This is a genomic window from Streptomyces sp. NPDC059248, assembly GCF_042753905.1.
Taxonomy (GTDB): domain Bacteria; phylum Actinomycetota; class Actinomycetes; order Streptomycetales; family Streptomycetaceae; genus Streptomyces.
Map to the genome: position 1 here is coordinate 57611 of NZ_JBHYZV010000037.1, position 15818 is coordinate 73428.

Annotated in this window: 8 protein-coding genes; 3 read left to right on the forward strand and 5 right to left on the reverse strand. The window is 68.9% G+C overall.

Annotated elements, in window-relative coordinates; all coding sequences use genetic code 11:
• Window positions 1-61: 61 nt before the first annotated feature.
• The 4 genes from ACFXG1_RS18085 to ACFXG1_RS18100 form a co-directional block, all read right to left on the reverse strand.
• Complete coding sequence (locus ACFXG1_RS18085) at window positions 62-910, reverse strand: ABC transporter permease (RefSeq protein ID WP_384724484.1); 849 nt, start codon at window positions 908-910, stop codon at window positions 62-64.
• Window positions 907-1869: an ABC transporter ATP-binding protein gene (locus ACFXG1_RS18090; protein ID WP_384743491.1), complete on the reverse strand. Its 963-nt coding sequence runs from the start codon at window positions 1867-1869 to the stop codon at window positions 907-909. Before ACFXG1_RS18090 ends, ACFXG1_RS18085 begins: the two co-directional genes overlap by 4 nt.
• Before the next feature lie 420 nt (window positions 1870-2289).
• Window positions 2290-2769: a Clp protease N-terminal domain-containing protein gene (locus tag ACFXG1_RS18095; protein WP_384723108.1), complete on the reverse strand. Its 480-nt coding sequence runs from the start codon at window positions 2767-2769 to the stop codon at window positions 2290-2292.
• Window positions 2766-3005, reverse strand: coding sequence for a hypothetical protein (locus ACFXG1_RS18100; protein ID WP_384743480.1), 240 nt, complete (start codon window positions 3003-3005; stop codon window positions 2766-2768). The genes ACFXG1_RS18095 and ACFXG1_RS18100 overlap by 4 nt, the downstream gene beginning before the upstream one ends.
• Window positions 3006-3331: 326 nt before the next feature.
• Between ACFXG1_RS18100 and ACFXG1_RS18105 the strand changes: the two genes are divergently transcribed.
• A complete protein-coding gene (locus ACFXG1_RS18105; protein ID WP_384743483.1) occupies window positions 3332-4930 on the forward strand; it encodes a cytochrome P450 in 1599 nt (532 codons plus the stop codon).
• 372 nt (window positions 4931-5302) lie between these two features.
• Window positions 5303-13951, forward strand: a complete 8649-nt coding sequence (locus tag ACFXG1_RS18110; protein ID WP_384712693.1) for a DNRLRE domain-containing protein — start codon at window positions 5303-5305, stop codon at window positions 13949-13951.
• A gap of 530 nt (window positions 13952-14481) precedes the next feature.
• On the opposite strand, the gene ACFXG1_RS18115 is transcribed toward ACFXG1_RS18110, so the two are convergent.
• Window positions 14482-15174, reverse strand: coding sequence for an RNA polymerase sigma factor (locus ACFXG1_RS18115; protein WP_384712690.1), 693 nt, complete (start codon window positions 15172-15174; stop codon window positions 14482-14484).
• 155 nt (window positions 15175-15329) lie between these two features.
• Here ACFXG1_RS18115 and ACFXG1_RS18120 point away from each other — a divergent pair.
• Window positions 15330-15818: hypothetical protein (locus tag ACFXG1_RS18120; protein WP_384743487.1), on the forward strand; the 489-nt coding region annotated here is incomplete at its 3' end.

Genomic DNA, 15818 nt, shown 5'->3' on the forward strand with positions numbered 1-15818 from the left:
CCGGCGGCCCCCTCCCGGGCCGCCGCCCCCCCCGGGTTCGTACGGGCCCCGCCCCGGTCGGTTACCCGACCCGCTGGAGGGCCTTCTCGCGGTACTCCGCGACCCGCGACCCCGACTGGCGCCGGGCCATCCGGCTCAGCACGATCGGCGCCAGGACCAGCCCCACCACCGCCCACGCCCCGAGTACGCCGAGGGTCTCCAGCTGCCGCCAGGACTCACCGATCTCGACCACGGCCATATCGTCCGGCAGCAGCGCGGAGCGCATCCCCAGACCCAGCCAGTAGATCGGGAACACCTGGGCGGTCCACTGGAGCCACTCCGGCAAGGAGGTGATCGGATAGAAGATCCCGGAGACGCCGATCAGGGCCATCACCGGAACCGACATGGCACCGGCCGCGCGCGGGTTCGACACCAGCGCGCCGAGTACGGCGCCGATGGACTGGGTGGCCATGAGGCCGAGGACCAGCACCCATGCCAGGGTCAGCCAGGAGCCGACGGCGTCCAGCTCCAGCCCGTCGACGATGAAGGCGCCCGGGACGAGCAGGATGGCCAGATAGACCAGGATGGATCCGGAGGTGGTGACGAGCTTGCCCAGGAAGTAGCCGCGGATGCCGTGCGGAAGGGCCTTGGCCCGCAACAGGGTGCCGTCCTCGCGTTCGATGGTCAGGTACTGGATCACCAGCAGCATGCCCAGAGCGATGAACATGCCCAGCACGCTCGGCATCACCAGCGGCCCGAGTTCGATCCCGGTGTCGCGGAACTCCTTGTCGCGCAGGAAGAACACGGCCGTCAGCGTCATCACCGGCCAGAGCAGCTGATTGATCATCTCGGCGCCCGCGAACGCCTGGCGCAGCTCGATCAGTCCGCGGGAGAAGCCGGTCCGCAGCGCCGTCGTGGAGTAGTTGCTCATCGCAGCGGCACCTTCGCTTCGGCGGTGGCGGCGGAGTCGGCGTCGTGGGCGTCGTGGGCGGATCGGGCCGTACGGCCGGACTCGGCCCGCCGCACCAGGGACAGATAGGTGTCCTCCAGCGACGAGCGGTTGACCTCAAGCTGGGCGACGGCGTCGCCGTGCTTCTCGAACAGCTCGCGGACGAACCGGGTGGAGTCGCCGACCGACCGCACATAGCGCTGCCCGTCGAGTGTCCAGCGGACCTCGTCCTCGCCGACGAACCGCTCGGCGAGTTCGTCGGCCGTGCCGTCGGCGACGATCCGGCCCTCGTTGAGGATCACGATGCGATCGGCGAGCTTCTCCGCCTCCGCCAGGTCGTGTGTGGTGAGCATGATCGTGGTCTCACCGGTGGCGACGAGCCCCAGGATCAGATCGTGGAACATCCGCCGAGCCTCCGGGTCGAAGCCCACCGTGGGCTCGTCGAGGAAGAGCATCTCGGGGCGGCCCACCATACCGATCGCCACGTCCAGCCGCCGTCGCTGGCCGCCGGAGAGCATCCGTACCTGTTTGTCTGCCTGCTCGGTCAGGCCCACATGGGCGATCAGCTCCGACGCGTCCCACGGCCGTGCGACCTCGGGGGTGGAGTAGTGGGCGTAGTAGGTGCCCATATGCAGGAGAAGCTCCCGCACCCGCCACTTCGCGTGGTCCCGCCAGGACTGGAGGACGATGCCCACGCGGGCCCGCCACAGCGCGTCGCCGTGCTCGGGGTCGGACCCGAGGACGTCGACCCGGCCGGCCGAACGCTTGCGGAAGCCCTCCAGGATCTCGATCGTGCTGGTCTTCCCGGCCCCGTTGGGGCCCAGCATGACCAGCACCTCGCCGCGATGTGCCCGGAACGTCACGTCTTTGAGCACGTCGTTCGTTCCATAGCGCATGCGCAGGCCGTCCACCTCCAGGGCGACCTGGTCGCTGGATGTCATCGGCTTGCCTCTCGTGTCGTGGTGCGTCTGAGGTAATTCGGGCATGAGGTGTCCTCGGGGGCGTTCGGAAGGTGTTCGGGGGGAGTTGGGGGGGAGTTCGGGAGGGGGCGGGGGAATGGCCGAACGAACGGGCGTACGGGAGCGCGTCGGCGACCCGCTTCGAGGCGCGGGGCGGACGGTCGAGGCCGGGGACCGGCGCGGGGGAGGGGCCGGTGGTGACGGTGTCCCGGGGGCCTTCGGCACGGCCGGGGGTCCGCACGGCGGACGGGGGCTGGTCCGCCGTGCGGATCGATCGCCGGTGCCGAGAGGCCGGGTCGACGGGGTCGCGTTCCGGAGCCGCACCGCGGTGGTGCGGGGCCCGCGCGCCACCCGGCCGTTCGGCCGCGGCCGGCGATCGTATTCAGATGGTCAGGATGTGAATCAGTCGCGCAGCGACTGCTCGACGCTCTCGCGCAGCGCGGCCCGGTCGACTCCCGCGAGCGCCAGCGCGCGCGGCACCGTGCCCAGCTCCAGCCGGAGAACGCCCAGCAGCAGATGGCCCGGGCGCAGGTCCTTCTTGCCCCCGGCCGCCGTGATGCCGCGTTCGAAGGCCAGCTTCGCGGACTGGCCCATACGCGACGGACGGCCGGTGGAGACACAGGGCTCCGGCAGATCCTTCTCGGCGATCGACACCCCGGCGGCCCGGAGGCTCTCGCAGAACTCCCGGCGCAGCGCCAGCCGGATCGCGGCGTGATCGAGTCCGGCCGCCGCGAGCAGCGGCGCGACCGCGGAATCCTGTTCCGCGGCGATCGACAGCAGCAGATGCTCCGCCTCGATCGTGGCGGACCCGGACAGCCGGGCCTCGTCCGCGCCGGACTCGATGATGGTCTCGGCATAGGCGCCGAACAACTGCCGTGTCATGTCAACCTCCTCTTGAGTTCGACGCCGGCGGCGATCAGACGCTTGGCATGTTTCTTGTGGACCGCCTGGCGGGTGATACCGAGCGCCTCGGCCACATCGGGCCAGCTCCAACCCGCCCGCATGGCCTTCTCCACCGCCGAGTCCTCCAGCTGATCGGCCAGCCGCCGCAGCGCGACCACCGCCGCCAACTGCTGGGCGGGATCGTCCGATACCAGACTCTCCTTCACGCTCGTCATGTAAGCAACTTAGGTTGACCGGTCGAGCTTGTCAAGCCGAGTTGCTTACGCGTCCCGGGGGTGCCCCCCTCCGGCGCCCCCCGGTAGCCCCGCGGTCGGTCCTCCGGCCCTCCGGTCGCCGCGCGACGGTGCCCGGGCGAGGGTGAACCCCCTCCGGATCGCGGGACGGCCACCCCTATTGCCGTGAAATATTCACGGTCGGCGTATGAATTCCTCAGCTGCCTGGGGTACGTCGAGGAGAACTGGACGGACCTGCGGCCCCGCAGCCTGCGCGAGGCCATGGCAGCGGGGTCGGCCGGCGCCGAATCCGCCGGAGAGTGAGCCGGATGACATCCCTCGCCGAACGGTGGGGCATCCACCCCGGCCAGTTCTGGCTCTACGGCCGCTCCCCGGAGCGGGCGGTGGAGTTCGACGAGGCCATGGACGCCTGGAACGTCTACGGCCATGCCGAAGTGCTGACGGCCCTCGGTACCCCGGGCGTCTTCTCGTCCGCCGAGACGGCACGGCTGATGCCCGAGAACGCCGAGGACGCCTTCACCGAGGGCGATCTGCTCCAAATGGACCCGCCGGACCACCGCTGGCTGCGCGATGTGGTGCGGCACGCCTTCACCCTGAAGGTCGTGGCCGATCTGGAGCCGCAGATCACCGCACTCGCCCGGGACCTGCTCGACGCGGTCCGGGGCGAGGACGCGTTCGACCTGATGGCATCGCTCGCCTACCCGCTGCCGGTGACCGCGGTCGCCGAACTCCTCGGCATCCCGCCCGAGGACCGCCATCTGTTCGAGGGCTGGATGACCCGGCTGGTCACCGAGATGGGCGGGACGTCTCTCGCCGACACCCCCGAGGAGCAGGAACGCGCGTTCGGCGCCGCGATGGAACATATGCGGGCCATGCTCGGCTATCTCCGCGACCATGTCGCCCGCCGCCGCCGCGCCCCCCGGGACGATCTGGTCGGGGGGCTGCTGGCGGCCGAACTCGGCGGACCGCGGCTCGGCGACGAACACATCGTCGGCTTCGCCAAGATGCTGCTCATCGCCGGATATCTGTCGACCACGATGCTGATCGGCAACACGATCCTCTGCCTCGACCACTTCCCCGACCAGGCGGCCCGGGTCCGCGCCGACCGGTCCCTCGTCCCGGGCCTGATCGAGGAGTCGCTGCGCTATCTCAGCCCGGTCGCCGCCACCTACCGGGCCACCGCCGCCGATACGGAGCTGGCCGGCCACCGGCTCCCGGCCGGGAAGATGGTCCTCCTGTGGTTCGGCGCCGCGAACCGCGACGCCCGGGTCTTCGCCGACCCCATGACCTTCGACCCGGCCCGGACCCCCAACCCCCAGCTCGACTTCGGCCGCGGTATCCACTTCTGTCTGGGCGCGGCCCCGGCCCGGAACACCGGGCCGGGGCCGTCCGCGAGGTCACCCCCGTCCCGGGAGCCGCTCCCCGCCACAGGTCGCGCGGCCGTATCTGCCGGTGGCGAGGGCGCGCTGCACATGCTCCCCGCGGACCGCGACCGTGCAGGCCGCGCTGCCACCGCGGTCGCCGAGGACGACGGCCACGGTCGGCGCCGTACCGACCGGCAGCCGGATCGACTTCCTCCAGGGCAGGGCGGCGTCCCGGACGACCGTCGCGCCCGTCCCGCCCGCGGGCCGGAAGGTGATCTCCGCCGTGCCCTCCCCGGTGACCTCGTACTTCACCTCGGCCGTCGGCACCGCGCGGGCCGGCGGATCATCCCCGGACCCCTTCGAGCCGGGCGCGCCGACGACCCCGTACACCCCGGCCGCGACGGCGCAGACCAGCGCCGACACCCCGGCCCCCACCACCCGCCGCCGCGTGCCCCACGTCTTGCACCCTTTCCGGCCCTCCCGGCCCGTGCCGGAAGTCTCCGGGACGCCGTCGCCGTCCGGTATCGCCTCTTCTTCCGCTGATTCTTTGCCGACTGAAATAACCGCCACCCGCCTTCCGTTACGCCCCTGAGCGATAGCTCTCGTGGATATACACCACACCGCGCCCATGGCGAAAGCCCTCGGATAAATCGGTCATTCGGATTCGTCAACGACTCTCCTTCCGTCCGATATGTCCATTGGGTTGACAGGCCATCAGTCGCCTGTTCGATACTTTCGCCGCCGTGCCCGGGAGGCGATATCGCCACCGACCTCCCCCGTGCGGTGGAAGGAGAGTTCCGGCTGGGCGGAAAACGCCGCTCCAGCACATTCGGCATGCCTGTTTCCGCCGTTCGGTGACGAGGCGGGCGCGCCGGAACGGAAGGACATGAGGTGAGGTTTCCGTACCGGAGATATGTGTCCTGCCTGGTCGCAGCGGCCATCGCGGGCACGATGCTGCCCCAGGCCGCCCATGCGGCCCAGGCGTCGCCACCGGGCAAGGGCGACGGCAAGGGGGTGTTCGGAACCGTCAAGGGCTGGTTCTCGGACGACGACGACAAGAAGGAATCCCGGCCCGCCGAACCACCGGCGGGCGGAAAGATCGAGATACCCAGCCGGGAAAAGCTGGACCGGGGAAAGAAAGCACCACCGGCGAAACGGATCAAGGAACTCTCCGAACGGCGCACCCCGCAGGCCCGGTTCTGGCAGCTTTCCGACGGACGGGTCGAGGCCGAGTTATCCGCATCTCCCTCCGCCTATCGCTCCGGCGCCTCGTGGAAGCCGGTCGACACCACGGTCAAGGCCACCAAGGACAAGGGATTCGCCTTCGCCAACACGGCGAACGTCAGCCGTACCTGGTTCGGTGAGGACCCTGGGCGGCTGCTGCGCTTCCAGGCCCCCACGGGCGAGACCGTCACCCTCGGACTGCTCAACGCGGCCCGGGGAGTACGGCCGGGCGTCAAGGGCGACACCGTCACCTACAAGGGGCTGGCCGCCGGTGCGGATGTCTCGTACCAGGTCGGCGCGGGCCGGGTGAAGGAGAACATCACCCTCGCCAAGCCACCCGCGAGACCGGTGTCCTACGTCTTCACCCTCGACGCCGGCACCCTTCAGCCGAAGGAGCGCCGGGACGGCTCGATCGCGCTCTTCGGCGAGGACCCGGCGACCCCGGTCCTGGTGATCCCGCCCGCCTTCATGACGGACAGCCGGAAGGACCGTACCTCCCCCTACGGGAAGTCCTTCAGCCCGAAGGTGACCCAGAAGCTCACCCGGCACGGCAAGGGCTGGCGGATCGCCCTCACCCCGGACGCGGCCTGGCTGGCCGCGCCGGAACGGGCGTACCCGGTGGTCATCGACCCGACCATCACCATCGCGCCCTCCGCGTCGGTCTCCCAGGACGTGATGGTCAGCTCGGACCAGCCCACCACCAACTTCAGCGCCACCTGGGAGATGGCCGCGGGCAAGACCAGCGCCACCGGGATCGCCCGCTCCCTCATCAAGTTCCCGCTGGGCGAGATCCCGGTGGGCTCCAAGATCGACGCCGCCCGGCTCGGCCTGTACTACGACCAGACCCACACCACCGCCACCACCAATGTGGATGTGGAGATCCGACGGGCCACCGGCGCCTGGGACGAGGCGACGGCCACCTGGAACAACACCAACGCCCTGGTGGGGGAGCAGTCCTCCACCACGGTCCAGCTCGACGACGGCGACCCGGGGACCGCCGCGGTCGGCGAATGGCCGCGGGTGAGCGGCACCGGCTCCGGCGGCGACTACACATACAACAAGAACACCGCGACCGGTGAGTCGTACACCTTCCAGCCGCGGGTGCACGAGACGGCCGACTACCGCGTCGAGGTGTACACCACCCCGCAGCCCGACGGCACCACCGCCGCGCCCCACCGGGTGAACTCCGCCGAGCCCGTCCAGAACTTCACGGTCGACCAGTCCACGGGCACCGCGGGCTGGCGCCAGCTCGGCACCGCGCAGATCGACTTCACCAAGGGCACCACCGGCAGTGTCGTGGTCGGCGACACGGGCGACTCCGCCCGGCGGACCATGGCCGACGCCGTACGGCTGGTGAACCCGGCCCAGATCCGCAAGGACATCGGCGAGTACAACTCCTGGCACAACTTCGCCGTCGCCGACACCGTACAGAAGTGGGTCAACGGCACCTCCCCCAACCACGGCTTTGTGATCAAGGCCGTGAACGAGACCTCGACCGCGCCGCTCGGCGGGCCCGCGTACGAGGCCGGGGACTACGACTACGGCGGCGAGACCTCCACGATCCCCCGGCTGACGGTCACCTTCGGCAAGGTCGGCACAGCGCTCCGCTCGCCGACGGTCATCCACTCCACCGGCCCCGAACTCTCCTGGCCGGCCTACGCCAACGGCAGCGGCGACACCGGTCTCGACCTGGTCGAGTACCAGCTGCACCGCTCCACGCAGCAGGTGTTCACACCCTCGTCCGCCACCCGGGTCGCGCCGGTGGCCAAGACGGTGACCCAGTACACCGACACCACCGCGGTCCCCACTCCGGACAGCCATCCGGAGGAGATCGGGAAGGTGTACTACTACCAGATCGCGGTCAGAACCAAGGACGGACAACTCCTCGGCTCCCCGACCCGGCTGGTCGCCATCCCCAAGGCGGGCCGCACCATGCGGCTGATCCAGGCCGGGCAGACCGACACCACCCTGTCGTCGGCCAAGCCGACCACCAACCTCAACACCATCGAACAGGGCGCGGTCGGACAGCACTGGCTGACCGTCGGCAACAACTCCGCGACCTACGGCAAGACGCGCGCGGTCATCGACTTCCCCACCACCGCCATCCCGGCCTCGGCGACCATCCTCGAAAGCCGGATGTTCCTCTGGCGGAACCAGACCGAACGCACCGGCACCGCCAAGGCGCGCTACAACCTGCACGGCCTGACGCGGGAGTTCACCGAGACGGCCGCCACCTGGAACAACGCCAACGCCACCACCGCGTGGACGGCGCCCGGCGGTGACCACTCGGCCGCCGTCGCCGACTACGTCCCCTCCTTCAACACCGATCTGGGCCGCCACTGGTGGGACGCCACCGGACTCACCCAGAGCTGGGTACGGACCCCCGCCAACAACAAGGGCGTCCTGGTCAAACTGAACGACGAGTCCGCCACCGGACCCCAGGAACGGTCCCTGTTCCTCTCGGCGGGCGCCCTCGACCCCCAGCTCCGCCCGCTGCTGCGGGTGATCTACGTGGACGCCACGGCGGAGAACACGTACTACGCGCCGAACACCCCGCACCGGATGACGACGAACACCGACTACACGGGCGCCGTCACCATCACCAACACCACCTCCACCGCGTGGGCGGCCGGTGAGCGGGAGCTGTCGTACACCTGGAAGCTGCCCGACGGCACCGACGTCACCACGGCCGCCAACCAGAAGAAGACCGCGATACCCGCCCTGCTGCCGGGCAAGTCGGCCACGATCAACGCGGCCATCCGCTCACCCGACATCACCACCACCGGCAACGAACGCGCCGAGCACTACATCAACTGGGACATCCGCAAGATCTCCGACGGCACCTGGCTCTCGGCCGGCGCGGGCGGCATCCCACCGCTCAAGCAGGACGTGGCCGTCGAGGACCTCAAGGCCCACCACCTGGGCATGGAGAAGTACCACTCGTACGCCGGGAAGAACACCGGCGCCGGGTCCACCCTGATGACCAACCTCGGCGCGGGCAACGGGATCTGGTCCTACAACGCCTTCAGCAACCCGGGCCGGGGCCTGAGCACCTTCGCCCGGTTCGCCTACAACACCCAGGACACCTCGGACACCGTCCTCGGCCACGGCTGGACCGCCCAGATCGCCGGACCCGTCCGGCTCGGGACGCCGCTCGACTTCCATCCGCGCGCCAACCCCACCGAGATCCGGCTCACCGACGGTGACGGCACCACCCATCTCTTCCGCAAGCAGGCGGACGGCACCTGGCAGGCCCCCGCCGGAGTCAACTACCGGCTCACCATGAGGACGGGCCTGAGCTGCACACCGGACCAGGACTCCGTCTCCGACGCCTGGACCCTCACCCGGCCGGACGGCACCCGCTTCCGGTTCGGCTGCGACGGCTATCCGACCGAGTCCGTCGACAAGAACGGCAACAGCCAGGAGTTCACCTACGAGGAGCGGGTCTCCAACAACCGGACCATCAAGTTCCTCACCTATGTCACCGACCCCGCCAACCGGCAGTCGCTCACCATCGACTACTGGGAGAGGGGCGACGCGACCTACGAGTACATCAACGACGCGGGCGCCAAGGTCTCCGGCACCAACCTCACCAACCCCCGGATCTACGACCACGTGAAGTCCATAACGGACATCTCCGGTCGGAAGGTGGCCTTCCACTACACCACGAAGGGCATCCTCGGGCAGCTCACCGACGGTGACGGCTCGTCCCAGCCCAAGGTCTTCACCTTCGGCTACGACACCGCCCAGAGCGACCGCAACGTCAAACTGATCCGGGCCACCGACCCGCGCGGCAAGAACACCGCCGTCGCCCACCACGTCCCCGGCGCGGGCACGGACGTGAAGGACAACTGGCGCACCAGGACGATCACCGACAGGACCGGGGGTCTGACCCGGTTCGCCTACGCGGTCAACGCCACCGACGCCACCCATACCGACACCACCGTCACCGACGCCGGGGACCGCGCCTCCGTCTATGTGACCGACGCCGCGGGCCGCGGCATCCGGCACACCAACGCGAAGGCCCAGATCACCCGGACCACCTGGGACACCGACAACAACGTGGTGCTGCTGGAGGAGCACAACGGCGCCAAGACGGCCTACTGCCACGACCAGAAGACCGGCTATCCGCTGTGGAGCCGGACCGCTGAGGAGAACCGGACCGGTGTCCCGTCCGCGGCGGACTGCTCCCCGACCGCCGTACCCGCGAACGCCACCCGGTACGAGTACCAGACGCGCGCCGACGGATTCTCGGCCGATCTCTTCCGCCGGACGTCGCCGGAGGGCCGCGCCTCGCAGTTCGGGTACGACTCCTTCGGGAACCTGACCTCGGTCACCGACCCCAAGGGCGTCGCCACCCCGTCCGTACCCGACGACTACGTCACCAAGTACGAGTACAACGCACACGGCCTGCTGACCAAGGCGACCGACGCCAACGGCAACCCGAGCACCAACAGCAACTTCGGTCCCCACGGGTATCCGGCGACCAGCACCGACGCCCTGGGCCGCTCCACCACCCAGGTGTACGACGAACGCGGACTGGTCCGTGAGGTCACCGACGCGCTCGGCAAGAAGACCACCCGGACCTACGACGTCTTCGGACGACCGCTGGTCTCCACGGTCCCCAAGGACCAGAGCGCCGGTCAGCTGATCACCGTCCCGGCGCCGGAGTACGACCCGAACGACAACGTCACCCTGTCGACGGCGTCCAACGGGGCGATCTCCACGGCCGTCTACGACAACGCCGACCAGGTCCTCACCGCCACCGCGCCCGGTAACAACCACGCCGGGGCCGACCGGAAGACGACGTACACCTACGACGCCGAGGGCAATCTGCGGACGGTCACCGAACCGAAGGGCAATCTGCCCGGCGCGGCCCCCGGCTCCTACACCACCACCTACACCTACGACGAGCTGCACCGGCAGTCGACCGTCGTCAACAGCTCCGGCGACACCATCTCCTACGCGTACGACTCCGTGGGCAACCTCACCACGGTCGTCGACCCCAAGAAGAACGCCACGGCCGACCCCGCCGACTTCACCACGAAGACCGCCTACGACCTGAACCACCGGGTCACCTCGGTCACCGACCCGACGGGCAAGGTGTCCTCCAGCGTCTACGACAAGGACAACCTGGTCGTCCGGTCCACGGACGCCGACAACAACACCACCCACATCGACTACGACGAGCGGGGCGCCCAGCGGGAGACCCGGGTCCCGTACGTCGCCGGCACCGACCGGATCACCCGCTTCGAGTACGACCAGGTCGGCAACACCACCAAGGTGGTGACCCCGCGCGGTACGGCGACGGCCGCCGCGAACGACTTCACCGCCCGTACCGAGTACGACGCGCTGAACCGGCCGGTGCGGCAGTACCAGCCGTACGACCCCGCCGACACCCGCTACAACGACCCGAACGTCCACACCCGTACCGACTACGACGCCGTCGGCCGGGTCTCCAAGGTGTCGCTGCCGCCGTCCGAGGGTGAGACGGCCCGTAACGACACCACCTACAGCTACTACGACAACGGCTGGGCGAAGACCGCCACCGACCAGTGGGACATCGTCACCAGCCACGACTACGACAGCACCGGACAGCAGACCCGGCGCACCATCTCCTCCGCCGGTGACGCCGCCGACCGCAGCATGAGCTGGAGCTACTTCCCGGACGGCAGTCTCAGGACGAAGGCGGACGAGGGGCATCCGGCCGGCCGGTCCGTCGTGGTGGTGGACAACTCCGATATCCAGAACACCTCGTCGACCGGAACCTGGACGAAGGGGGACACGGCCGGGCAGCAGGGCCACGACCACCGCACCCACACCTCCGGTACGGGCACGGACGCCTTCACCTGGACCCTGAACGTCCCGAAGAACGGCACCTACACCGCCTATGTGAAGTACCCGCAGGTCACGGGGGCGGCCACCGCGGCGCAGTACACCGTCACCCATGCCTCGGGCACCGCGACGGTCGCCAAGAACCAGACCACGGCCGCCGGTACCTGGGTCGCCCTGGGCACCTACACCTTCAACCAGGGCAACGCCGGACGGATCGCGGTCGGACAGAGCGCGTCCGGGACCGTGGCCGCCGACGCGGTCCGCCTCGTCCGCGACACCACCGGCGACCCGGCCGACACCGAGCGGCGCAACTTCGCCTACGCGTACGACGTCAACGGCAATCTGACCTCGATCGACGACACGTCGAACGGGGCGCGGATCGACGCGTACACGATGACCTACACGGGCCTCAACCAGCTCCAGAGGGTCACCGAGGCGCTGCTGGGTCAGGAGCGGAAGTCCACCTCCTACACCTATGACGCGAACGGCCAGCCCGAGACCGTCACCCATCCCGACCAGTTCTCCCGGTACACCTACGACCCGCGTGACCTGGTCGGAACGGTGTCCGTCGGCACATCGGCCGCCGACACCTCGCCGAAGGTGACCGCGTACACCTACACCGACAAGGGCCAGCGGCTGCGGGAGACCAAGGCCAACGCCAACACGGTCGACTTCGCCTACCACCTGAACGGCACGGTCAAGTCGACCACGGAGAAGCAGTCGAACGGGACGCTCGTCGCCTCGCATCTCTACGCGTACGACGCCAACGGCAACAAGTCGCAGGACGTCGCGAAGAAGATGAACGCCGACAACACGACGGCGTACCTCGAATCGACGACGGACTACGCCTACGACCCGAACGACCGCCTCAACGAGTCCGTACGGACCGGCCACGGCGCGGGCACGGAGACCTATGTCCACGACAACAACGCCAATGTCATACGGCAGACGGTCCGGGGCACCACCACGACCTACAACTACGACCGCAACCGCCTGCTGACCAGCGCTGCCGGCGGGGTCACCTCCCGCTACAACTACGACCCGTTCGGCCGCCAGGACACCGTCACCACCGGCGGAAACATCGTCGAACGCAAGGTCTACGACGGCTTCGACCATGTGGTCGAGTCCCAGAAGGCCGACAGCGCCGGTGTCCTCAAGTCGACGACGTACGCCTTCGACCCGCTGGACCGCACCACCGAGTCCCGCGCCAACGGAAAGACCACCGAGTTCACCTACCTCGGCCTCTCCCAGGACGTGCTCGGCGAATCGGTCGCGGGCGCGATCACGGCCTCGTACCAGTACGGGCCGTGGGGCGAGCGGCTCTCACAGGTCAAGCACAAGGCCGACGGCACGAACGAGAGCGGCTTCTACGGCTACAACAGCCACAACGACGTGGAGACCGTCACGGGCTCCGGCGGCCAGGCCACCAGCACCTACGGGTACTCGGCCTACGGCACCGACGAGCAGTCGGACTTCACCGGTATCGACAAGCCGGATCCGGCGGACCCGGCGAAGGAGGCGTACAACGCCTACCGGTACAACGCCACCCGCTGGGACGCGAACTCGGGCACCTACGACATGGGGTTCCGGGACTACACCCCCGGCCTGAACCGGTTCACCAGCCGCGATATGTACAACGGCGCGCTGGCGGATATGGACCTGGGGACCGACCCGTATACCGCGAACCGGTACGCCTATGGTGGCGGGAACCCGGTCAGCAGTATCGAGTTCGACGGCCACTTCTCGATTACCGACACCTTTAAAAAGGCGGTCGACGCCGTCAAGAAGGTCGCCGCTCCGGCGGCCAAGACGGTGGTCAAGAGGAATCCGGTCTCCACCATCGGCGAGATGGCTCTCAACATCCTCGGGTGGAACGACAAGCAGACGCCGAACAAGGTCCCCTACGACCAGGGGAACCCGAACTACAAAGTCGGCATCCTGGCCGAGGAATCGGGGGTCAACGAGTACCACTGGGGGCATGACTTCCCAGTCAATCGCAGTAATTGCAAGAAGGGTCAGAGCTCCGTCTACTACTCGCCGCTCGACTCCAAGCAGCGAGCCCAGGGTGTCCGGGCCTGCCTGACCCGCGGAGGCTTTTCCTGGCTGGAAAGCAAGGAAACCGGTCTGATCGCGGGTAGTTCGACCTCGCAGATCATCGGTACCCCGACCGTCTGGCCGCACCACAATGATCCGCTGCTGTCACCCGAGGGAATGCAGCCCGGAATGCAGCGGGGACATCTGCTCGCTTCCCGCCTGGGGGGTACGGGGGAGGACCGTCGAAACCTGGTGCCGATTTACCCGACACCGAACAACTCGCAGATGAAGAAGATCGAGACTCGCATCCGCGACCGGATCGAGGCCGGGGAGACAATGTACTACGAGGCTACCCCGAGGTACGCCAACGGATCGTTCGTTCCCCATGAGATCAATTTGAGCTGGTTCGGGTCGAGTGGGCTCTACGGCTCCACAACGATCTACAATACGCCTACCGGGCGTCGCCCGTAGCTGAGTCGGAGTTTCTGAACCGTTGAGCACGCGGAGGGTCGGGCGGGCATTGTGCTGGGCTGCCCGCCCGGCCCTCCCCTTGGGATTACGCGAAGGTGGCAAAAGGTGGACGCGGAGACACTTCTGGAAGTAGTCGGCTGGGAGAATCAGCAACTAGCCTTTCCTTGGGGGGCGGTGGAAGAAGCTCTGGGTGCCGATCTGCCGGATGATTTCAAGCGGTTGTGCGAGGCGTTCGGGCACGGCGCTTTCTGCTCGGCTATGTGGCTCTATTCGGTGGATCGGGACGGGATCTTCGACCTGCTGACGGCCTGGCAGATGTATCAACCCGTCGACCTGGGCCTCGGTCCCGATGCCATGGACGACGACGAATCGCTCATCTTCCCCTACCAGGTCTACCGGTCCGAAGGGACGGGGCTCATTCCCTGGGGGGCGGGGGACAACGGGAACGAGTACTTCTGGCTGGCTGATTCGTCCCCTCCGGAAAAGTGGCCGATTGTGGCCAGGATGGCGGGATCGGAGGAATGGCATCGTTATGAGATCTCCGTAACGGAGTTCATGAGCCGGGTGTTGTTGGAACCCGACTTCCGGCCCTTCGGTCTCGCCTCGTCCTTCTCCCGGCCCTTCTTCGTACCGGCAGCCGGGGGCGCGGCCGACTGAGTGGCGCCCGTCCCGATGAGATACCGCGCCAGTCCGTTCAGCCCCCGGTGCGTGGCGGACCGTACCGCCGCGGGCCGGGACATCAGCAGCCGGGCCGTCGTCGCCGTGTCGAGGCCGATGACGGTACGGAGCAGCACCGCCCGCGCCTGGCGGTCCGGGAGGATCGCGATCAGGGAGAGGGCGCGCTCCGTCGCGAGGGTCTCCAGTGCCTCCCGGGCGGTGTCCCGGGGGCCGGGGAGGTCGTGGATGTCGCGGTCCAGCAGGGCCGTGAGGGGACGGCTCCGACGGCGGCGCAGATGGTCGACGGCGCGGTGGTGCGCGATCGTCCTGGCCCATGCCGTGAAGCCGGAACCCGAGCCGTGGAACCGGTTAAGATCCCGCACGATGTCCAGCCAGCTGTCCGACGCCACGTCCTCGGCGTCCGGGCCCACCAGCCGGGAGAGATAGCCGAGCAGCGTCGGCTGGACGGTCGCGTACAAGCAGGCGAACGCCGTCTCGTCGCCCCGCTGGGCCCTGCGGACCGCTCTCTCCAGCGCCGCCTCGCGCTCTCCGTTCCGTACACCCACGTGGTTCCCCTCTCGGTGCGGGCGCGGCCCTCTCGGACGCTGCCCTTCCGGGAGGGCCGTCACGCTATCCCCGCGTGATGTTCGAGCCTCTCCGTCCGCTTACCCCTGCGGGCCGTCCGGCACGGCCCGAACCATGGTGAGGAAGGTGAGTGCGGATGCATCCCATCGTCGACCCGGTACCAACGGCACCTCAGATGCGGGATTACGTCACGGAGTTCGTGGCCCGGGTGAACACGCGGGCACGGCTGCCCCTCGACTACTCGGTGAAGAGCCTGCGCGTCGTCGACCGCGTGGTGGACGGTCTGAGACGGGGGAGAGCCGGGCGGGCCCGGCCCGTGGAGACGCTGTTCGGCCTCGGCGCGTACGCCGGGGAGGTCATGGTCCGCCGGGGCGGCGGGTTCTGGATCGACCTGGGCGTGGAGCAGCGGGAGCTGTTCGGGCAGCCGCTGGGGATTCGGATGCCCGACGGGCGGCGGTGGAATCCGCTGGGGAAGGTCGTGAAGCGGTTCGATTACGGGGCCGAGGAGTCCGTGGCGCTGCTCTACCTCCAGATCCACGGGCGGCGCCGGGCCGGCGGCCCCGGGCACCCCGGTCGGCCGGCCCGGGGGGCGGGGCCGGCCGGGGGAGGGGGGGGGGGGGCCCGC